20 protein-coding genes are annotated in these 22,348 nt (G+C 37.9%); 10 read left to right on the forward strand and 10 right to left on the reverse strand.

The annotated features are described in order from the left end of the window. Positions 1-78: 78 nt before the first annotated feature. From IEV17_RS02310 to efp, 3 genes are all read right to left on the reverse strand, one after another. Positions 79-384, reverse strand: a complete 306-nt coding sequence (locus IEV17_RS02310) for a YbdD/YjiX family protein (RefSeq protein WP_171062417.1) — start codon at positions 382-384, stop codon at positions 79-81. Next, a complete protein-coding gene (locus tag IEV17_RS02315) occupies positions 381-2,486 on the reverse strand; it encodes a carbon starvation CstA family protein (protein WP_004662910.1) in 2,106 nt (701 codons plus the stop codon). Before IEV17_RS02315 ends, IEV17_RS02310 begins: the two co-directional genes overlap by 4 nt. A 192-nt stretch (positions 2,487-2,678) precedes the next feature. Then, entirely contained in the window at positions 2,679-3,248 is a 570-nt protein-coding gene (efp, locus tag IEV17_RS02320; protein ID WP_004662912.1) for an elongation factor P, read from the reverse strand. Between the two features lie 86 nt (positions 3,249-3,334). On the opposite strand from efp, the gene epmB reads away from it, so the two are divergent. From epmB to IEV17_RS02335, 3 genes are read left to right on the forward strand one after another with little or no spacing between them, the layout of a single operon-like run. Next, the gene (epmB, locus tag IEV17_RS02325) at positions 3,335-4,351 is read left to right on the forward strand and encodes an EF-P beta-lysylation protein EpmB (protein WP_004662914.1); all 1,017 of its coding nucleotides are present in this window, start codon (positions 3,335-3,337) and stop codon (positions 4,349-4,351) included. Positions 4,352-4,362: 11 nt separating this feature from the next. Further along, entirely contained in the window at positions 4,363-6,117 is a 1,755-nt protein-coding gene (locus IEV17_RS02330) for a cyclic-di-GMP receptor FimW-related protein (protein ID WP_004662916.1), read from the forward strand. Continuing rightward, positions 6,099-8,198, forward strand: a complete 2,100-nt coding sequence (locus IEV17_RS02335; protein WP_034601528.1) for an EAL domain-containing protein — start codon at positions 6,099-6,101, stop codon at positions 8,196-8,198. The genes IEV17_RS02330 and IEV17_RS02335 overlap by 19 nt, the downstream gene beginning before the upstream one ends. Positions 8,199-8,287: 89 nt before the next feature. On the opposite strand, the gene rpmE is transcribed toward IEV17_RS02335, so the two are convergent. The 4 genes from rpmE to IEV17_RS02355 form a co-directional block, all read right to left on the reverse strand. After that, the gene (gene rpmE, locus IEV17_RS02340) at positions 8,288-8,512 is read right to left on the reverse strand and encodes a 50S ribosomal protein L31 (protein WP_004662919.1); all 225 of its coding nucleotides are present in this window, start codon (positions 8,510-8,512) and stop codon (positions 8,288-8,290) included. Between the two features lie 196 nt (positions 8,513-8,708). Then, a complete protein-coding gene (locus IEV17_RS02345) occupies positions 8,709-9,677 on the reverse strand; it encodes a bile acid:sodium symporter family protein (protein WP_004662920.1) in 969 nt (322 codons plus the stop codon). Between the two features lie 135 nt (positions 9,678-9,812). After that, positions 9,813-10,214 carry a lactoylglutathione lyase gene (gene gloA, locus IEV17_RS02350; protein ID WP_004662922.1) on the reverse strand — a complete coding sequence of 134 codons (402 nt, stop codon included), beginning with the start codon at positions 10,212-10,214 and terminating at the stop codon, positions 9,813-9,815. A gap of 2 nt (positions 10,215-10,216) precedes the next feature. Continuing rightward, positions 10,217-12,391 (reverse strand): AmpG family muropeptide MFS transporter, encoded by a 2,175-nt coding sequence (locus IEV17_RS02355; RefSeq protein ID WP_004662924.1) that lies wholly within the window; start codon positions 12,389-12,391, stop codon positions 10,217-10,219. A gap of 186 nt (positions 12,392-12,577) precedes the next feature. Between IEV17_RS02355 and IEV17_RS02360 the strand changes: the two genes are divergently transcribed. Then, positions 12,578-15,205: a Lon protease family protein gene (locus tag IEV17_RS02360; RefSeq protein ID WP_004662925.1), complete on the forward strand. Its 2,628-nt coding sequence runs from the start codon at positions 12,578-12,580 to the stop codon at positions 15,203-15,205. 40 nt (positions 15,206-15,245) lie between these two features. Here IEV17_RS02360 and IEV17_RS02365 read toward each other — a convergent pair whose 3' ends face one another. The 3 genes from IEV17_RS02365 to surE all read right to left on the reverse strand — a co-directional run bounded on the left by IEV17_RS02365 (position 15,246) and on the right by surE (position 18,018). Further along, complete coding sequence (locus IEV17_RS02365; RefSeq protein WP_004662927.1) at positions 15,246-16,175, reverse strand: LysR family transcriptional regulator; 930 nt, start codon at positions 16,173-16,175, stop codon at positions 15,246-15,248. A gap of 131 nt (positions 16,176-16,306) precedes the next feature. After that, positions 16,307-17,137: a peptidoglycan DD-metalloendopeptidase family protein gene (locus tag IEV17_RS02370; RefSeq protein WP_004662929.1), complete on the reverse strand. Its 831-nt coding sequence runs from the start codon at positions 17,135-17,137 to the stop codon at positions 16,307-16,309. Between the two features lie 110 nt (positions 17,138-17,247). Further along, positions 17,248-18,018 carry a 5'/3'-nucleotidase SurE gene (gene surE / locus IEV17_RS02375; protein ID WP_004662931.1) on the reverse strand — a complete coding sequence of 257 codons (771 nt, stop codon included), beginning with the start codon at positions 18,016-18,018 and terminating at the stop codon, positions 17,248-17,250. A gap of 103 nt (positions 18,019-18,121) precedes the next feature. Here surE and IEV17_RS02380 point away from each other — a divergent pair, with 103 nt between their 5' ends. The 6 genes from IEV17_RS02380 (at position 18,122) to IEV17_RS02405 (ending at position 22,348) form a co-directional block, all read left to right on the forward strand. Then, entirely contained in the window at positions 18,122-18,496 is a 375-nt protein-coding gene (locus tag IEV17_RS02380; protein ID WP_004662933.1) for an MCR_0457 family protein, read from the forward strand. Positions 18,497-18,643: 147 nt separating this feature from the next. Beyond that, positions 18,644-19,045, forward strand: coding sequence for an MCR_0457 family protein (locus IEV17_RS02385; protein WP_004662934.1), 402 nt, complete (start codon positions 18,644-18,646; stop codon positions 19,043-19,045). A gap of 113 nt (positions 19,046-19,158) precedes the next feature. Beyond that, positions 19,159-20,307: a D-alanyl-D-alanine carboxypeptidase PBP5/6 gene (dacC, locus tag IEV17_RS02390; RefSeq protein WP_004662935.1), complete on the forward strand. Its 1,149-nt coding sequence runs from the start codon at positions 19,159-19,161 to the stop codon at positions 20,305-20,307. 89 nt (positions 20,308-20,396) lie between these two features. Next, positions 20,397-20,939, forward strand: coding sequence for a gamma carbonic anhydrase family protein (locus IEV17_RS02395; protein ID WP_004662936.1), 543 nt, complete (start codon positions 20,397-20,399; stop codon positions 20,937-20,939). A 64-nt stretch (positions 20,940-21,003) separates the two neighbouring features. Further along, on the forward strand, positions 21,004-21,774 hold the full coding sequence (locus tag IEV17_RS02400; RefSeq protein WP_004662937.1) for a DUF4262 domain-containing protein: 771 nt from the start codon (positions 21,004-21,006) through the stop codon (positions 21,772-21,774). A gap of 85 nt (positions 21,775-21,859) precedes the next feature. After that, positions 21,860-22,348 (forward strand): NUDIX hydrolase, encoded by a 489-nt coding sequence (locus tag IEV17_RS02405; protein WP_034601534.1) that lies wholly within the window; start codon positions 21,860-21,862, stop codon positions 22,346-22,348.

The raw sequence follows: 22,348 nt of genomic DNA on the forward strand, positions 1-22,348 counted from the left end.
AACGCAATCCCCAAACTAAAACAGTGCATGATTCAACATACACTGTTTTAGTTTTTTTTCAAAGAAATCAAATGACTTCTAGCAAGGACATTTTTTCAAATTCCCACCTGATGAAGGATAACGCGCATCGATACAATGACGATAAAAAGTCTTAGCATCCATTGGCGTTAAATCTGGATGATGTGCCTGCATATGCTTTACGTAGTTTTCATAATCAGGCACACCCACCATCAAACGAAAACTTTTTTGCAAGTTTTGCCATAAAGTTGCAATACGAGACCAATTCTTCGGAGATAAAAGTAAGTGTTTTTGCGACATGATAGTGAATTTAATAATCTTCACAATCACAGCACTTCCTTGCCGAGCAATTTTAAAATCCATCACGACTCTCCCCTCACTGTTTCTGCTGTCATTGCAGTTTCAGTAAATACGGCAGGTGCTTCATGTACTGTTGGGACAGGGCTTTGTAAAGCACGACGAATAATTCCTATTGAAGCAATAATCATAACAATTGCAACAATCATAAAGAATCCACAAAGTACTGCATTAATCTGATTCGACAATACAATCGTCTGCATTTCAGCAACTGACTTCGCAGGTGCAAGAACATCTCCACGTGCAATTGCATCAGAGAAACGATTCGCTTGAGCGAGGAAGCCAATCTTCGGGTTTTCGTGGAAAATCTTTTGCCAGCCCGCTGTCATGGAAGTAATAAATAGGAAAATCGTTGGAACAATCGTCACCCAAACATACTTCTCTTTCTTCATCTTGAATAAAATAACCGTACCCAAGATCAATGCCATAGAAGCGAGAATTTGATTTCCAATTCCAAATAATGGCCATAAAGAATTAATGCCACCAAGAGGGTCCACTACGCCTTGATAAACGAAGAAACCCCATCCAGCAACCGCAACAAAAGTTCCAACTAGATTTCCAGAAAATGAACCAGATTGTTTTACTGCAGGCACAACAATCCCGACGGTATCCTGTACCATGAAGCGACAAGCACGTGTTCCCGCATCGACTGCCGTCAAAATAAATAATGCTTCAAATAAAATGGCAAAATGATACCAAAATGCCATCATTGCACGACTATTGAAAATTTCCGAAATGATATGAGCCATACCAATCGCAAAAGTTGGCGCTCCACCAGTCCGAGAAAGGATTGAACTTTCGCCTACTTCTTGTGCTAGTACAGTAAGCATTTCAGGACTTACCACAAAACCAAGATTTCTTACCGCTTCCGCAGCAGTATCAACATTTGTACCTAAAACGGCAGCAGGTGCATTAATCGCAAAATAAATCCCTGGATCAAGCACGGTTGCGCAGATCATTGCCATGATACCGACAAATGATTCCATCAACATGCCGCCATAACCGATCATACGAATATTGACTTCATTATCAACCAGCTTTGGTGTTGTCCCTGAAGATACCAAGGCATGGAAACCAGAAATTGCCCCACAAGCAATCGTAATAAAAAGAAATGGAAATAAACTACCTGCAAAGACAGGACCTGTACCATCTACAAAATGAGTCACCGCAGGCATTTTGAGTTCAGGCATTGCAAAGATAATTCCAATTGCCAGACCAGCAATTACACCAATTTTAAGGAAGGTTGATAGATAGTCACGAGGGGCCAACAATAACCACACAGGTAATACTGACGCAATAAAGCCATAAATGATGAGTGCCCAAGTTAGCTGAGTTCCAGTTAAGGTGAACAATTGCCCCCAGTAAGGGTCTTTTGCTACATCACCACCAAAGACAATCGCCGCCATCATTAGCACAAAACCAATAATCGAAACCTCAGCAATTTTCCCTGGGCGTAGATAACGCATGTATATGCCCATGAATAATGCAATTGGGATGGTTGCTGCGATACTGAACACCCCCCATGGACTATGAGCCAAAGCTTTTACGACAACCAATGCAAGTACCGCAAGAATAATAATCATGACACCGAGCGTACCCAACATCACAATAACACCTGCGAAAGTACCTAACTCCTGCTTTGCCATTTCACCCAAAGACCGACCATCACGCCGAGTTGAGATAAATAGCACCAGAAAATCTTGTACCGCGCCTGCAATCACCACACCGACCAAAAGCCAAATGGTTCCTGGTAAATAACCCATTTGCGCTGCAAGAATTGGCCCAACCAAAGGCCCTGCACCTGCGATAGCAGCGAAATGATGTCCAAATAAAACGTATTTATTGGTGGGCACATAATCCAGACCATCATTCAAACGATGTGCTGGTGTTAAGCGTTTAGGATTTAATTCAAAGACTTTTGTTGCAATAAATAAACTGTAGAACCGATATGCAATGCTATAAACACAAACTGCGGCAAGAACGAGCCAAACCGCATTGACATGCTCTCCACGACTTACCGCCAAAATTCCAAATGAAATTGCACCAATGATGGCAACTAAACTCCACAGAATTTTTGAGGATAGCGTCGACTTTGCTTGTACTGTCTCCATTCAGAACCTCTCAAATACATAAGCTGTAGTTTTGGATTTCCCTGTCTATATTTTCTTTAGAAGAAATATCTTTGTAAGTCTATCTGTTATTAAAAATGATTTATCTAATACTTTGGCATAAAAAAAGGGATGATTGTTTAATCATCCCTTCGATAATCGTATAGCTTACGTAGCATTGCTACTCATTTACGATTATGCGCGCTCTAGGTAATCACCTGTACGCGTATCTACACGAACACTTTCTTCTTGCTGAACGAATAATGGAACACGTACTACTGCACCTGTTTCAAGTTTCGCTGGCTTACCGCCACCGCCAGAAGTATCACCACGTACACCTGGATCAGTTTCAACGATTTTCAACACCACAAAGTTTGGTGGATTAACGTTTAAAGGTACACCATTGAACAACATGATCGTACATTTTTCATTAGAATCATCTTTTAACCATTTCGCAGCATCGCCCATTGCAGTTTTGTCAGCAGCGATTTGCTCGAAAGATACTGGATCCATGAAATTCCACATTTCACCATCGTTGTAAAGATAATCCATTTCAACTTCAACAATATCAGCCGCTTCTAAAGAGTCACCTGATTTGAAAGTTTTTTCTAATACTTTACCTGAGCGAAGGTTACGTAATTTCACACGGTTAAATGCTTGACCTTTACCTGGTTTTACATATTCATTTTCCATGATTGAACATGGGTTGCCATCAAGCATAACCTTAAGGCCTGCTTTAAAATCATTTGTAGAATAATAGGCCATGAAAGGCTCACTCCAAACTTAAAACTCAAATCTATTAGTGCTAGACTACGCGCACAGCTTAGGCTATCACTATTTTAACGTATGGCATGATAAACTATTTACATCAAGAGCAAAACTGGCAATCACAACTCAGTGATCTAATTACTGATCCTTTAGAGTTGTTAAATCTGCTTGAATTATCGACCAAGCAATTATTATTAGGGGCAATACTTGCCTCTGAACAGTTTAAATTACGCGTTCCACGTGCATTCGTCGGAAAAATGCGTATTGGGAATCCATTTGACCCTTTGCTATTACAGGTTTTACCACACCATCTTGAACTTGAAGAACATCCTGAATTTGTTACTGACCCATTAGGTGAGGAAGCAGCCAATCAAATGGCAGGTGTCTTACACAAATACCAATCTCGCTTTTTACTGACCTTAACAGGTGCATGCGCAATTCACTGCCGTTATTGTTTCCGCCGCCATTTTCCATATCAAGAAAATTTACCTAAAAATGATGATTGGCTAAATATAAAGCAATATATTGAGGACAACCCTGCCATCAATGAAATCATTCTCAGTGGGGGCGATCCTTTAACTTTATCTAATCGAAAAATAGCACTTTGGATAGAGCGATTAGAATCTTTACCTCAACTCAAAATATTGAGAATCCATTCACGAGTTCCAGTTGTTATTCCCAATCGTATCGATGAAGAGCTTATTTCTATTTTAAAAAACAGTAGGCTACGCATTATAGTAGTGATACACTCAAATCATGCTTCAGAACTTGATGATTTCACGTGTTCAAAGCTATTACAGTTATCATTACATCATATTACTGTGTTAAATCAGGCAGTTTTACTTAAAGGTGTGAATGACTCTGCAGGAGCTTTGACTGATCTAAGTTATCGACTATTTGAAGCGAGGGTTATGCCCTATTACTTACATGTATTGGATAAAGTAAAAGGTGCTCAACATTTTGACTTAAGATCTTCAGAGATAGATCATATATACAGTGATGTATTAGCGAGTTTACCTGGATATTTAGTTCCAAAACTCGTCAGGGAAATTGCGGGCGAAAAAAATAAAACACCGCTTTTTGGGGTTCAAACGTTCTGAGATTGATTACAATGATGAATAATGCATTTTCGGATATTTTTCAAATTCCCACTGTTTTAAGACGGGATAAACTCAGTTTTTGTGATGCAAACGCAAAAAGTTTAACAGAATGGATTTCAACCCTCTCAATCATGCAGTTGGGTGATACTTCAAAAGCATTGTTTGCAGCCTTATTAGAGCTTTGTGAATTAGATTGTTCAGAAACATTACGTTTTGATCTCATTCAGACCTTACATCCAACGATTGAAAATATCTTAGGCAGCTTAGAAAAAAACTTTTTTAATCAGGGTGTAATAAGTTCAGATCGTAATGAGCACATTATTGAACTGGCAATGCTATTACGCTGCTATTTTGCGGCTATTTATATCAATATTGTTCGTCGCAGTAGCGAACAATTGGAAAATCAAAAATTTTCTATTTTTGCACTGAACCAAAAGAAAAATTTACATACTGCTAGAACACTTGCAACCTTCCAAGCATTGCAACAACTTACGCAGCTTCTCTATCAACAACACATGTTATATAGTGAACCTGTTGCAGGACAGTGGCTCATTGCACATCAATTGTACGATGCAGCAGTGACACATAAGTATCATCATGTGACTATTGAACAGGCTCAAACTAAGCCAAATAGCCTTAATAACATTGCTCAGGCTTATGCTCAATTAATTTTGATGGATATTTTTAATACTAATCAAATTCGTCAAACAGAAATTCAAGCCCTATTTCAATGCAGCTTTGACTGGGCCAAAATGCTACAACTCTTATCTAAAGAGACTGATTTAACTAAATACGTTGTTGATACAACTAAAGATCATCCGCCAATATATAACAAGAAACAAAGTTCAGGATTTAATCCTAATATCTTTATTAGTACAAATGGTTTACTTGATCATGTGACAGCAACATTACATAAAAATGCTGAATATATTTCTAAAAATGAAAAGATTTACCTCACACCTGCTCTAAAATTTCACGTTCAGACGATTTTAGGATCTACGGCAGAACGTCGCCATGAACGCTATGAATATTCAGCTCAACTACATATTTGTTTTGGACTCTTAACTGCCCATTTCTATTTATCCAAAGCAAAAAACTTTGGTGAAACATTACTCTTAGAACACGGGTATGGACTACAAAGTGAATCAAAATTTCTATCGACTTGGGATAAAAAAGATTCTTCTGGAAATCAAGAATCCTCAATTCAGCGTTTAAGCCGAGAAAATAAAGCAATTTATCAAGCAGATATTTTAGATATTAGTGTCAATGGTTATCGAATTAAATGGTCAGCAGAAGCGCCAAAAAATCTACGAACAGGTGAATATATTCTTGTAAAAGAAACCTCTCACGGGCATTGGCGCGGCGGTGTAATTCGTTGGTTAAAGCAATCAAGTGAAAAAAGTTTAGAATTAGGCTTAGAGGTTTTAGCGCAAGAAATTTTCCCTTGTGCAGTTCGTGTACAAGCAGATCGTCATATTAGTAATTATCACCCTGCGCTTATTTTAAAAAATCAAAATTTAGATGAAACTAAAACAACAATAATTTTGCCAGGCTCGCAAATTTTTCGCGAACAGCAAGCTGTTCATTTGAGATTAGGGAAAGAGGAAGTAAAAGTGTATCTGTTGACTGCACAACTAATTACCCAAAGTTTTGTTCAATTCGACTTTGAACTACTTAATGAAGAAGAACAACCCGTTCTTAATAAATTTATTGCGCAAAAAAATATGGATACAAATGACCAAGATTTATGGGAAGCATTGAAGTGAGAAATTCTTTACTCTCTAAAAAGTTGAAACGAACTGAAACGCGCTTACTCATTATTGATGATAACCAATTAAGGTATAATCAAGTTTTAGAGCTTTTTGCGCAGCAAGAACATCAAGTACAGGCTATTTTACTTGATGATTTAAAAACTTTTGAAAAACAATTGAATTTGCCTTGGGATATTGTAATTTTTGGACGTGCTTATGATCTAAAAATTGAACAAACGCTTTCTCTTATTCATGCATCAGCACAACCAAGTTTACCCATTCTACTGCTTGAGCCAGATGACTATAATTCAGCGCTATATCAAAATTACATTCATAAAGGTATTTATGATGTTGTGAACTTAAAGGCGCCAGAAGAATTTTATATCAGTATTATTAGATCACTTTCATTCAGTCGTTTAGTACAAGCAGAGCACCGTTTACTTACTGAATTAGAGGCAGCTCAAACACAAGCCCAATCACTTGTTGCTGAAACACATAAAGCAGTTGCAATTCTACAAGAAGGTATTCATATCAAAGCGAATGCTGAATATGCTCACCTATTTGGTTTCGATAGCGAAGATGACGTTATTGGCTTACCAATACTTGATATTTTACAACCTGAAGATTTAGGTCAGTTTAAATTACGCTTTAAAAGAATTTCCCAAGGCTTATTCGAACAAGCACGCTTTGAAATTCGCACCCAAAATCCAATGGTAAAGAATAATCCTCTACATGTTGAGTTCTTACCATCTGGTAATGATGATGAAATACAACTGAATATTGAATGTGAATCATCATCAACAGTTGTTTCAGCACCCACTGCTACAACTACTTCAGTACAAACTGAAAAAGCTTCTGGAATCACTTCAGCACTGCAACAAATTAATCGCTATTTAGCAAATCACCCAGCCAATGCAAATGCACTGATCTTATTTAGCCTGAATAATTGTCCAAACGAAGTTTTTCAAACGGACTGGCGCGGAACTAAAGCTTATTTTTCAAATATTGCAAATTTCATTAAAGAACAAGTCAATGTTCCAATTTATCAAATAGAAACGGCTTTGTATGTTGGGCTTATTCAAGCTGAATCAAAAACAGTTTTAAATTCTTTGCTTATAGGTTTGAATGGTTTACAAAAACCTCAGTTATTGGTCACTGAAAACCACACTTTCCCATTACATTTAAAACTGGGTTATCAAGAACTAGACCAACAAATATTAGATGATGCTAATTTTGAGAAAATTATTTCCCAAGCATTTACGCATGCATTACCACTATTGAAAAATCCATCCATTGACAGTGATATTAGTCTTACAACTGATAAAATTTCAATGTCGATGGAAGTCAATCTTTTACAAGAGCTCAGAAACAAATTAGATAAGGGTGATATACATCTAAAATATCAGCAGCTTTATGATAAACAAGATCAATTCACTCATACTTATGAAGTATCTGGCGGTATTATTCATAATAATCAATGGTTAGACTTGATGGATCTTAGTGATCTAAAAGATGATCATGAATTATCGGCTCAGTTAGACCGTTGGGTACTAGTAGAAGCCTGTAAGCAATTGCATAACTTCATTACCCAATATCCAAAAGCTAAATTAATTATTAACCTGAATCATCATATTTTATTGAATGACAGAAAATTATCTGAATTGGTTGCTAAATTATTAACAATTATTGGAAGCAAACAAGCTCATCCTTTAATTCTGCAATTCTCAGAGCAAGCTCTTCAGCAAAATTTATCACAGGCTCAACCTCTGATTGCATCACTTCGTCAACACGGCGCTGAGATTTCTATTCGTAACTTTGGTGATTCTCTTTATAGTGACTCAATTCTTCAACAGATCGACACGCAGTATTTAAGCTTCCATCGCAAATTGGCGAAAATGCTAGGATCTGAAAAAGAAATGGCAATTCTACAAGAGAAAATTCTTCATTTTATTGCTCAAAAGCAAGTTGAGATTGTACTCACCGAACTCAATGACATGAGTTTGTTTGCGAATGCATGGAATGTAGAAGCCCGCTTCTTGCAAGGTAACTACTTCCAAAAGAAACTTGATCGCTTAACTGACGTACAAGACCAATAAGGTCTTGTACACAATAGATTTCAACATACCTTAATAAAACTGAAGCATAAAAAAACGGGCATATCGCCCGTTCTTTTGTTTTCTCAATATTAACGTTTGATAGAACGTGACATACCAGAGAAACGTTGTTTGAATTTGTCGATACGACCACCAGTATCTACATTCTTTTGTTTACCAGTATAGAATGGGTGGCAAGCTGAACATACGTCAAGATAAAGAGTTTCTTTACCAAGTGCAGAACGAGTTTCGATTACGTTACCGCATGAGCAAGTAGCAACTAATTTTTCGTATTTAGGGTGAATATCGGCGCGCATGGTCAATGCTCCTATTTAGTAAGAAAGGCTTAAGCTGTTATCGCAATTGATCACTCTCAAGATGAGGAAAGCAGAGTGTTAACACTCGCAGATCAATACCACAACAGACCATTTCTTTTGACTCACCGAGACCCTTAGATCAGAGCAAAGCCAACAAGTGGCGAAGATTATACGCCAATAAATCAAAATTTGCGAACTATTCTTGTTTTGATTTTGACCAACGATTCGCAATTACACCACAGACCATTAATTGGATTTGATGAAAAATCATAATCGGTAATACAATCATACCTAAAGGCTGACCAATAAACAGAATTTGCGCCATTGGCACGCCACTCGCTAGCGTTTTTTTAGAGCTACAGAAGAAAATCGTAACTTGATCTGCCTGATTAAAACCCAACCATTTTGGTAAATACAAAGCCAACAACATTACAATAGTAAGCAAAACTGAGCATGCAAGTACTAAATACAGCAAAGCTAATCCACTAATTTGATGCCATAGTCCTGCAACTACAGCACTGCTAAAGGCACCGTAAACTACCATTAAGATTGATCCTTGATCGAAAGCTTTCACTAAGCTTGGTAATTTGATCATATAAGGAAAAACATAAGGGCGTAGTAACTGACCTAGAACAAATGGAACCAATAGTAACAAGGTAATTTGAACAATCGATTGCGTAGGATCAAAGCCATGTTGGCTTTGACCTAAGATAAAATAACTCACTAAGATTGGCGTAATAAACATCCCAATGATATTAGAGAAAGATGCACTACAAACCGCTCCTGCAACATTCCCTTTTGCAATCGACGTAAATGCAATTGAAGATTGTACAGTTGAGGGTAAGAAGCACATAAATAAGAAGCCCCAGTACAACTGCTGTCCAAGAAGTGGCTCCAAAACAGGTTTAGCTAAAAGCCCAATTGCAGGAAAAATTACAAAAGTAAAAGCAAAAACCAATGCATGCATTTTCCAATGCAGCATTCCCTGCACAACAGCTTCACGCGACAACTTGGCACCGTGTAAAAAAAATAATATAGCAATCGCAACTGTCGTTAGGATATTGAAGTAATGTGCAACCTGTCCTGAAACTGGCAAGAAAGTCGCTAGCACTACCATTGCTATCAATAATATTGTGAAACGATCTAGCGCCAAGAGCTTTAACATAACTTTTTCCCAATCTGTTCACTAATAATGATACAGCCCAACATGAGGTTATTGACCATTCGATCAAAACATCATACTGAGCTGTATAAATAAAGCTAGGGCTTTAAATTAGAAATTGTAGATCAAGATACGAAATTAATTATTACGAGCATTTTGATCTTGTTGAATCAATTCAACTTTATAACCATCTGGATCTTCAACAAAAGCGATCACCGTGACACCACCTTTCATAGGACCTGCTTCACGTACGACCTTCCCTCCACGCGCTTTGATTTCCTCACATGCTTTATAAGCATCGTCTACGCCAATCGCGATATGACCATATGCATTACCAAGGTCATAACTCGCGGTATCCCAATTATGAGTCAGCTCAAGCACAGTGCTATTTTCTTCATCACCATAGCCCACGAAAGCCAAAGTAAAACGTCCCTCTTCATAATCACGTTGACGTAGTAATTTCATACCAAGTACCTCAGTGTAGAACTTTAAAGATTGTTCTAAATTACCTACTCGTAACATCGTATGTAACATCCGCATAGTTATTCACCTGTCTGTTGAGTTGTTTGGTTTTCATGGTCACGCAATAGTTTCGCAACCCAAACCACAAGAATCAAAATTGGAATTCCAATTAAAGTCGTCATTAAAAAGAAATTTGGGTAGCCAATATTACTCACAATCGTTCCTGAATATCCCCCCAACAATTTGGGTGTGAGCGTCATTAAAGAACTAAAAATCGCATATTGAACCGCAGTAAATGACACACTCGTTAAGCTAGATAAAAAGGCAATAAATGCAGCACCTGCCAAACCTGAAGCTAAATTATCTACAATAATGGCAAAATAGAGCCACAATGAGCTATAGCCTTTAATCACTTTCCCAGAAAGTTCTATTGTGCCTGACCGACTTGGATCGACCACAGCAATTGGCTGAATATCGACATCGAGTGTAGTTTCAACATGTGATGCAGTATTGATACGGTATGATCTTGTTGCAAATAACTGGCTTGCACTATTATTTTTTAAATTAACAAAAGCTTTAATTGTTTTAGTGGAAGATGCTTGTAATAGCTTTCCATCTACAGCACCAGTAAATATTCCTTTATCATCCACTTTCGCAGTAAACTCTTGATTATCTAATTTAAGGATAACAGGCTTATCATCATTTAAGTCTTCACTTTTAAGCCCTGCTAATTGCCCTTTAACGACTAGACTTTGCTTCAATTCTTTTTCCGTTAATTGATCATCACCACTGATAGGTAATAATTGAATCTGAGCGTGCTGGGCATTTACTAAATATGGTATTGCAAGAGTTACATTGGTATCGCTCTGATTTTGGTACTGAGTACTTACCTGTACCGAATTTGCTTTTGCTAAGACGTCATTCGGCACTTGTAATTTCCAATATCCAACATCATCGGTTTGCACTTGATAATGTTTATTTCCGACCTGAACCTCAACTGGAGCAAGTGGTTTACCTGATTTGACCAAGCCGATAAAGATTAAATTGGTTGAACTGGCCAACACTGCACCCACGAACATAAGTTTCATAATGTTCATGCGCTGCGCTAACAAACCACCGAGAAAACCACCTACTAAACTAAAGATCACACCATAGATTTTCACAGCCTCAGCAATTTGTTCTTTACTGAAATTTAGATCTTGATAAAACACATTGGAAATCACTCCTGCAATGATGTCTGAGATTCGGAAAAAACCAATTAACAGTAGAAGAACTAAGGCAAGTTTAATACCATAGCGTTTAAAGAAATCTAAAATTGGGGCAACCCAAGTTTCTTTAGCCATTTGTTGATTCACGACGCCAGTTTTAACTAAACCAAAACCAACGAATAAAGCTGTGGCTGTAGCAGTAAAAAAGCGCAGGGCTTCTAAACCAAATAAAGCGGCGGTGTCTTTAATATTTGCAGCTTTAGCGGTAGCATCTGTTACATTCCCAGAGTAAATATAACTGACAACAAAAGTTGCAACAGCAATAAAGAATACAAAGACTAAGCGATAGTAATCTGTAGTTTTATAATGTTTATAAACACGATTTACTTGAGGTTCACGAATGCATAAAGTTGTAATAATACCAACCACCATGACTGCTGCCATGGTCAGATAAGTATATTTCCATGCTTCATAGATATAATTGCCTTTAGCTGTACCTAAATAAGCAGCAAGAAATAAAGCTCCTGCACCCGCAACGATCATCCCAATACGATAACCTGCATTGTAAGTTGAAGCTAAAACCGTTTGCATCTCACTTTCAGCTAGTTCAATACGATAAGCATCGATGACAATATCTTGAGTCGCTGCCGAGAATCCTAATAAAACTGCACCAACTGCCATTTGAATTAAATAGCTTTGTCCAAGTGCTGGGTCGGAAAATGCCATAATACAAATTGCACATATAATCAAAGACTGTGCAATCAACAACCAAGCACGACGGCGACCTAAACTTTTCGTTAATAATGGAACAGGCAATTCATCAATCAATGGTGCCCAAACGAATTTAAAAGAGTAACCTAATGCCGCCCAACTAAAAAATGTCACAGCACTTTTATCAATTCCTGCTTCACCAAGCCATAAAGACAAGCTAGAAAAAATCAATAAAATGGGTATCCCTGCCGAGAAACCAAGAAATAGCATAATCAGTGCACGGCGATCTAAAAAAGCTTTAAATGCGGATGCCCACCCAGTGGCTTGAGTTGTCATTGGTTATTATTTTCCATGAACATGCGTGAATGTGCCTATTCAATCGTTTCTTGCTCTTGCTTGCAAGTTGCTTTATGCAACCATTGTTTTGTTTTGTCGATAAAAAACACAAGTTCGCTTGATCTTTAGACCTAAAACTGTATACCTTTAATTACTTAACTTTCGTTTCTTTGTTGGATAGCAATAGTGACCCAAAAACTTGATCAAATGACTGCAACAACTTTATCTTCAACACCAACAAACACGACTACAGCGAAAATCAATTCTTTACCAAGCGCCTTTGAGCAGACGGATATTCAAACGACACTTAAGAAAACAGCACTTACGCCTGAACAACTCACGCATATTCTAAATTTAGCTGAGATTCCGAGTTCAACTAAACGTATCAAACCCCTCAATAACTTTCTTGGGCAAGATCGTGCACGTGCTTCAGTAGAAGCTGGTATTTCCTTACCATACTCTGGCTATAATATTTTTGCAGTTGGCACAGCGGGTCTCGGCAAACGTACCATGATTAAACGGTTGCTTCAGCAACACGCTAAAAGCATGCCTACACCAAACGATTGGGTTTATGTCAATAACTTCAAAAATCCAAGACAACCAATTGCACTACGCTTTCCTGCAGGACAAGGTACAAAATTTCAAAATGCTTTACAGCAAACATGGCAAATCATACTAAAACAATTGGAACGTCGTTTTAGTGCTGAAAGCTATCACAATCGCATTGAACGCATTCGTCAAGATACAGGTGATGTCCAGCAGCAAGCTTTAATAGAACTCACTAAAGAAGGACAAGAACTCGATTTAAAGTTGATTTCTCGTGATGACAAACACGTCTTTATTCCAATGCAGCTCATAGAAAATGAATATCAAGAATTAACAAAAAATGATCTTGATGCGCTAAGCAGCAAAGAACGTGCTGAAATCACATCCAATATGCGTTATATGGAGAAAAAGCTAGAGCGTTTAGGATTACATCTTGGTGATTTAGAAGACGATGCTCGTGATCAAGTATCAATTTTAAACCGTGAAATTGCCACTCAAGTGGTTACACCACGTATGGAGTCAATTTTAAATAAAAACAAAGAAGTAAAAGGTCTCGACTTATACCTAAAACATTATGCTGAAGATATTATTGATAATGTTGAGCTGATTTTAGAACAAGAAGAAGATGATTTTACGCCTGCTTTATTTAATCGTGTTCCATCACGTTATCAAGCTAATGTAATTATTGCCAATAAGCCAAATAGTGGTGCTCCAGTCATTTTTGAAGATTTTCCAACGCACTACAATTTATTGGGTCATGTTGAGCAACTTACACATAATGGTACGATTACTACCGACTTTACCTTAATTCGCCCAGGTTCATTACATCAAGCCAACGGTGGCTTCTTAATGCTCGAAGCGGAGCAATTGCTTGAACAACCTTATGCATGGCAAGGTTTAAAACGTGCATTGAAATCAGGTCAGCTCAAACTTTCTTCGTTAGAACATATGCTAACATTAACAGGCAGCATTTCGATTGAGCCTGCTTCTGTTCCTCTAGATATCAAAGTTGTTTTACTGGCAGAACCTGAAATTTATTATGAAATTTTAGAAGTTGAACCAGAATTAGGCAGTGTCTTTAAAATTCGCGCAGATTTTACTGATACCTTGCAACGTAATAACAGCAATGAACAGGCCTACATGCAATTGATTGCAGACTATGTTCAAGCCGATAAATTGCTTCCATTTGATCGTTCAGCGCTCGCCGCTTTACTCACCGACTCTAGTCGTCAAGCAGAAGATCAAAGCTCTCTTTCACTTCATGCCTCTACCTTAGGTGATTTAATTCGAGAAGCACACCACCATGCCTTTAAAGCTGATGACAAAATCGTCACAGATCAGCATGTCAACCAAGCATTACATCATCGTCAATACCGCTTAGGCTATTTAAGAGAGTTATATTGGCAAGATCTTTCGCGTGGAACACAATTGATTGAAACTTCAGGGCATCGTCTCGGTCAGATCAATGCACTCTCAGTGATTCATTATGCTGATGTCGAATTTGGATTACCATCGCGTCTAACAGCTTCTGTGTATCAAGGCGGCGGTGATATTTTAGATATTGAACGTAGTGTCGAGTTAGGCGGTTCGCTTCATGCCAAAGGCGTGTTGCTCATGTCAAGCTTCTTAAAAGCACACTTTGGCCGTGAACAAATCTTACATTTCTCCGCAGCATTAGCGTTTGAGCAAAGCTATGGGCAAGTGGATGGTGATAGTGCCACAGTTGCAGAACTTTCAGCTTTAATTTCTGCCATTTCTCAAATTCCAATTGACCAATCATGGGCGATTACAGGTTCTATGAACCAACTCGGTCAAGTACAACCAATTGGTGGAGTAAATGCAAAAATCGAAGGTTTCTACGATGCATGTAAACTTCAAGGCTTAACGGGCAAACAAGGCGTCATTATTCCACGTCAAAACATGCAACATTTGATGCTACGTCAAGATGTAATTGAAGCGGTTCAAGCAGGTCAGTTCCATGTCCATGCGATTGAAACTATTGATCAAGCCTTAGAAATTCTAATGGCTCGTCCAGTGGGTACACTAGATAAGAAAGGTCGATATAGTAAAAATTCAATCTATGCAGCTGTTATGGAACAACTTGAGTATTGGCAAGCAATTGAGGATGGCGAAGCTGTTGAAGATGATGAACCTAAGAAAAAGAAAAAGCGGAAAAAGACCAAAAAAGCGGAAACTGAGACAAAATCTTCAGAAGAATCTACTGTTGAAGCTAAAAGCTTAAAATCACTTCGTAAGAAGAATAGGTAAAATGAAAAGGCCATGTTTTTAAATAAACATGGCCTTTTTCTTAGGCTACACCCTGTAGAGATCGTCCACCAGGTAATTGAGCGAAATATTGTTTTAATGCATCAATACAACGATGCACTTTCATTGGGTATTGTTCACGCTTGGAAGTTAAAGCATGAAGGGTATATGCAGGAAGTTGCCAATCAGGTAGAACTTCAACTAAAGAACCATTAATCAGTTCTTTTTGAATGTCCATATATAGAATACGTGCAATACCATGCCCCTGCTGGCACAAGGATTTAGCAACAAAAACATTGTTTGTGCCTAAGCGTGTTTTCATATCTACATTGACAATTTCACCACTCAAACCATGACGGAAGGCAAAATGTTGATAATTTTGCATCAAGGTAACAGGTAATAATTCGTGATTTCGTAAATCTTCTGGGCGAGTAATAGGCGATGCTTGATTGAGATAACTTGGTGATGCAACGAGAACCTGATCAACTCTCGCTAAAGGTACTGCGGTGAGCTGATGATCATCAACACGCAGGCTCATCCGTATTGCGATATCAATCCGCTCTTCAATCAAATCAATATAACGATGGTCTGCTTCAAAATGAATCGCTAGACCTTTATGTGCTGACATCCAATGAGATAGTGCTGGAATGACATGCAAGGCACCTAATTCAGGTGTCGTCGCAATACGTAAATCTCCAACAAGATCGTCGCGCAGTTCATTGATACGAATTTTGCCACGTTCAGCGGCAGCCAACATTTCTTGGCAACTGAGAAAAAATGCTTGTCCTGCTTCTGTAAGACTGAGTTTTCGAGTAGAACGATGAAGTAAAGTGACATCCATTTCATGTTCTAAAGAACGAATTTGTTGACTGACTGCACTTGTTGTAATTCCTAATTCTCGTGCTGCACCACTAAAAGAACTTTTTTCAACAACGCAAGCGAAGACCCCCATTGCACGCAATTGATCTAGCATAGACTTCCCTCTTAATTTATTAAAATATGCTTATTGTTCTAATTAAAGCAATCTCAATAAGTATACAGGGAAGTCTACCCTTAAACTAGCGATTATTAATAATTTATTGAAAGATTATTAATTAGGCTATTTTAGTTTGGTAAAACTGTCATTGGATTCACAGGCTTACCATCTAAACGAACTTGGAACTCAAGCATGATACGTGAAGCACCTGAAGAACCCATTTCTGCAATTTTTTGACCAGCAGTCACATTATCTCCACTCTTGACTAACATCTTACTGTTATGCGCGTACGCCGTAATATAACCATCAATATGCTTAATCAAGACTAGATTGCCATATTCTTTTAGACCATCAGCAGCATAGACCACTTGCCCATTTGCAGCAGCAAAAATTGGATCACCTTCATTACCACCGTAACGTGTTCCTTTGACGTTATTTGCCAAATTGAAACTTTGAATAATCGCTCCATTTGATGGTTTTACCCAACGTAAACTCGAAGCAAGCGTCGTTGAAGACGGTGTAACGGGATTTGCTGAAATAATAGCTTTTGGTATAACAGGCTGTGTCTTAGGAACAACAGGTTGTTGTGTTGGTAAGTTAATCGTTTGACGTTGAATCGGCGTGGTTTGTACCACCGCTTGTGTAGATGTAGTTCGTTGTGCAACAGAACCTTTTAACCGTAATGATTGATTGACATAAATACGATAAGGCGGCGCAATATCATTCAGCGCAGCAACATCTAAATAATTCAATCCATAACGATTTGAAATTGCACTCAGCGTATCGCCTGAACGTACTGTGTAATAATTGGGTGCTTGCTGTACATAACGATTACCACCTTTTGCTTGTGGTTTTGATGCACAACCTGTAACGACAACAATGCTTGTTACTGCCATAGACAACACGATTGTTTTAATCATTTTTCGTGATAGAAAAATCGAGACATGGTTTAAATGCATCTTCGCCCTCATCGAAAAAACCTTAATTTATTTGCGCCTAAGAGTACCAAAAAAGTGAGAAAAAACGAGTTCTCACTTTCTATATTCACAAAGTTATAACATAGCCACTGCTAACCATTTACATGAAGATGTAAATTGTCGAGTACAGCATAATTAGTTGCATCCATTTGAATCGGCGTGATACTGACATAACCATTCGCCACAGCAAAGAAATCAGACTGAATAGGACTTGAAGCGGATGGAGGTTCTGTAACCGCCTCACCAGCTAAACCAATCCAATAGACTTGGCGACCACGTGGATCAACATGGCTACTAATTGGTTTGGATTGTGCTCTACGACCTTGATAGGTGATTTGTGTCCCTTTAATTCGCTCGACATCAGGAATATTAATATTAAAAATATGACGGGGCGGCAAAATTGGTAGCCCATTCGCAATAAAATCATGAACCCATTGTGCAGCTTTCGCATAATGCTCTGGATGTTCATAGGAACGTACATTTGAACCTGCTAATGAAACTGCGATTGCAGGATGTTTCATTAGCCGACCTTCAAATGCAGCACCAACTGTACCTGAATATAAAACATCATCACCGAGGTTTGCGCCACTATTAATACCGCTCACAACGAGATCAAACTCAAAATCAAATAGACCATTCATCGACAGATAAACACAATCTGCTGGCGTTCCATTCACAGCCCAAACATCTTCTGCAATCTGAACGGGTCGTAACGGTCTATCTAATGTCAACGCACTTGAATAACCACTCCGCTCACTTTCAGGTGCGACGACGACGACGCGTCCTAACGGTTTTAATGCTTGCGCTAAGGCTTGTAGTCCTGGTGCGAATACACCATCATCATTGGCGATTAAAATATTCACTAAGATCCTATCTCTTCAAATGTTACTACGTAGTTTTTTCAATTGAATTATTCAATGAATTATATATATTTGTAACTTCATAGTATTAGAAATTTATGCGGCCATGAGACATTTATCGACTTTTATCCGTGTTTTAGGGGTAAGTTTTTCGCTTCTAACAGCACCAGCAATTTTTGCTGACACAACGGTTTCAGCTAAAGAAGCAGATGCACTCATCAAAGATGATATTGCAAATGCACAAGTTCTTATTGAGATGTGTCCGAGTTTAATCGGAAAAAATGCTAAATTTGATCAAAACATCAAAAAAATGGTGAGCTCATATTTAAGTAATTATTCTGACAAATCAGCTTCACTTGAAAGTTTACAAAAAGATGGTGAATTTCAATCTTTGTTGAAAGATGCTCGCGAAGCAGCAAAAGAAGTTGAAAAACCAGAACAAAAGTCTGTATGTGACGATGTATTAAATTTTGAAGGTTAATACGCCATTAAAATTTGAAAGCGTTTTCAAATTTAAGATTTGAAAACGCTTTCGTTTAATTTCCTACAGCAAACATACAATCTACTGATATTTTTATGCTATAAGCTATTCAAATTCTTTAAGTCTTGTTTCTGAGTTTGAGTTCTTATGAAGAAAAATGTTTTTAAAACACTAGGTTTATCATTTCTCATTACTTCTAGTCTTTTCACAACAACTGTATTTGCCGCAGAAAAAAAATCTGAAACTGAAAAAATTGAAGTTACACCGACGTCTGAAGGCGTGACTCCTCAAGAACTTGCTGCGATTTATGTATTGTCAGAAATCTGCCCAGATTTAATTGGCAAAGATCTAAAATTTAATAAAGCATATGACAACCTCGTCAAATCATACTTATCAAATGAACCAAATGCTGTAGACATCCTCAATAAACGTGCTAAAACCAAAGAGTTCCAAGCTCCTCTTGCTGAAGCGCGTAAAGATGCGAAGGCTGCATCTGAAGATGATAATCGTCAAATTTGCGATGATGTTCGGAATTATTATTCCAAGTAACTGATTAGTTACAATACTGCATGAAAAAGCCGACTTCTGCCGTAGAAGTCGGCTTTGCTTTATCCTAAAATGCTAAGCTCATCTGCTTCATACAAGATATTGGAACACCTAGAATGACTCAAAAAAGCGCTCTTGCTGCATTATTACTTTTGCCAAGCCTTTCATATGCAGCGACTGTCCTACCGTCTCCACCAGAATTAAATAATAAATCCTATGTATTGATGGATTACGAGACAGGACAAATCCTTGCTGCAAAAAACGAAAATGAAAAACTTGCACCCGCTTCTATGACCAAAATGATGACAAGCTACATCATAGAACAAAAACTTTTAAAGGGTGAATTAACTGAAAATGAACAAGTACGTATGAATGAATCTGCATGGTGTCGTGGTACCAGCGCTGAATCATGTATGTATGTTCCATTAAATGGCACAGCAACCGTATTAGAAATGTTGCGTGGTATTATTATTCAGTCAGGAAATGATGCTTCTAAAGCAATGGCTGAACACATTGCAGGTAATGAAGGCACATTTGCCCATATGATGAACCAAGAAGCAAAACGTGTTGGTATGGTGAATACACATTTCATCAATTCAACAGGTATGCCTGCTGAAGGTCATTACTCAACAGCTAAAGATATGGCTGTTCTTGCTCAGCACATTATCAAAGATAGCTCTAAATACTACCCGATCTATTCAGAAAAAGAATTTACGTTTAATGGTATTAAGCAAGGCAACCGTAATGCATTGCTTTATACAGATCCAAGCGTTGACGGTTTGAAAACAGGTCATACAGATGAGGCTGGTTACTGTTTAACCACGTCAAGTAAACGTGGTCCAATGCGTTTGATTTCAGTCATCTTCGGTACGCCAAGCATGAATGAACGTGCTGGACAAACTCGGACTTTATTAGCATGGGGCTTTGCAAACTTCGAAACTGCAAATGTACAACCTGCTAACCAAGTACTTGCTAAAGCAAAAGTATGGTTTGGTAAAGAAGATAATGTTCAAATTGGTCTTGCTGAAAACTTCAACGTAACCATGCCTAAAGGTCAAGCGGACAAAATCAAAACTCAACTTGTAGTTCAACCTAAATTGAATGCGCCTTTAGCCAAAGGTCAAGTTGTGGGTAAATTAGTTGCAAGCCTTGATGGTAAAGTCATTGCAGAGAAACCACTTGTTGCATTAAAACCTGTTGAAGAAGCAAGCTTCTTTGCTCGTCTAATTGACCATATCAAGATGTTCTTTAGTAACTTATTCTAATTTTAAATCAGTTTATTAAGCATTCATGCTCTTGGGCATGAATGCTTTTTTATTTTATAATTCATCTATGTTTTATATTGATCATACTCATGGCTAAGAATATTCGTCCCTATCTCGATCAAAAACCTGATGTTGATTCAAGCTGTTATGTGGATGACATGTCTGTCATCATCGGTGATGTCAAATTAGCTGAGAATGTTTCTGTTTGGCCCTTTGCCGTAATCCGTGGTGATGTCAATTCAATTCAGATTGGCAAAAATAGTAATGTACAAGATCATTGTATGTTGCATGTCAGTCATAAAAACCAATCGAAACCAAATGGCTCTCCGCTGGTCATTGGAGAAGATGTAACGGTTGGACATCATGTGACTTTACATGGTTGCACCATTGGCAATCGTGTCTTGATCGGAATTAATACCGTTGTTTTAGATGACGTGATTATTGAAGATGATGTAATGATTGGTGCTGGTAGCCTTGTTCCGCCACGTAAAATTTTAAAAAGTGGTTATCTTTATGTCGGTAGTCCAGTACAGCAAGTTCGTGTACTGACTGAAAAAGAAATGGAGTTCCTTCCTTACTCAGCACGCCATTATGTGAAAGTGAAGGATAATTATAAGAATATCGAAGCCTAGCTTCGTTATTATTTTTCAATCCTTTATGCATAATAAAAAGATAATAAACTTTTAGAGATATCTAATGAACACTGATCATCCACATGATTGCCCTACTCCGGATGCACTCATTAATACAACTAAGCTCAATATTGAAAAGCACGGACTGCAAATTATAGGAATTAGTGCGACAGACTATTTACCTTCTTTTAGTTATAGTATCGGTTTATATGAAAGCTATCAGCATCCTGAAATTATATGCTTTGGGTTACCTACGGACTTGGCACATACCATCATCAATGATGTCGCCAATCTGATCAAAAATGGAGAAACAATTGCTCTCAATCAAGAGTATGGCGATCAAATTTTTAAAGAAACTCGTGCTCAATTTTTGCATGTAGATGTTAAAAATATTGAAGATTATTTTGGTGCTGCTTTAAATTACTATCAACACGACAATTTTTCCGCTTTGCAATTAGTTTGGGCAGATCGTAATAATAAATTGCCTTGGGAAGATGGATTTGAGGAAAAACTCATTTATGATCAACCACTCTTAGACCGAAATACTGATTTTAAGTTCAGAGAGGCGAAAAACCTTGGTATTTTTACCACTCGACAATGGTTAGAACATGATCAACCGATTTTAAGAGTTATTCATGATACTGATGGTGATTGGCAGTTTTTAACGGGTGACCAAGAAGCTGAAGATATTCGCCTTGTTGCTTTGGAACAAATGGTATTAAGAGATCCAACTCTGAATGAGGTTTTCGATCTGGACTACAATCAAGCAGCAGAAAGAGACTTTATGGGGGGTAAATGGGAAAGATCAAATCTTGAAGATTATAAAGATATATAAGGCAATTATTGTGTCTAACGATCTGACCATAGCCAAAAACGCCCAAATTTTGTAGAATACGTTTTTTAAAATCATGGTGCTTTCTATGACCGTTTGGACACCTCATGTCACAGTCGCCACTGTAGTCGAAAAAGACGGACGTTTTCTGTTTGTTGAAGAACACAGCGAAGGCTTTGTACATACCGTGTTTAATCAACCTGCGGGACATGTAGAATGTGGTGAAACTATTATCGAAGCAGCCATCCGTGAGACCTTAGAAGAAACAGGTCATCATGTTGAAATTGATCATCTGCTCGGTATTTATACCTATACTCCACCGATGTTTCCAGATCGTACCTATTACCGTTTTTGCTTTTTAGCACATGTCACGTCAGTTGAAAAAAATGCTCAACTGGATACAGGTATTGTTGGTACAGTATGGATGAACTTAGATGAGCTACAAGAATCAGCACGTGCGCGTAGCCCATTGGTTTTAAAAGTAATTGAAGATGCCCTTGCTGGCAAAAAATATCCCTTATCGCTCATTTATGAGCACCCTTTCTCTCCCTCATTAACTTCTCATTTGGACGCTTAA

Origin of the sequence: Acinetobacter modestus, from assembly GCF_014636095.1 — a bacterium.
Lineage (GTDB): Bacteria > Pseudomonadota > Gammaproteobacteria > Pseudomonadales > Moraxellaceae > Acinetobacter > Acinetobacter modestus.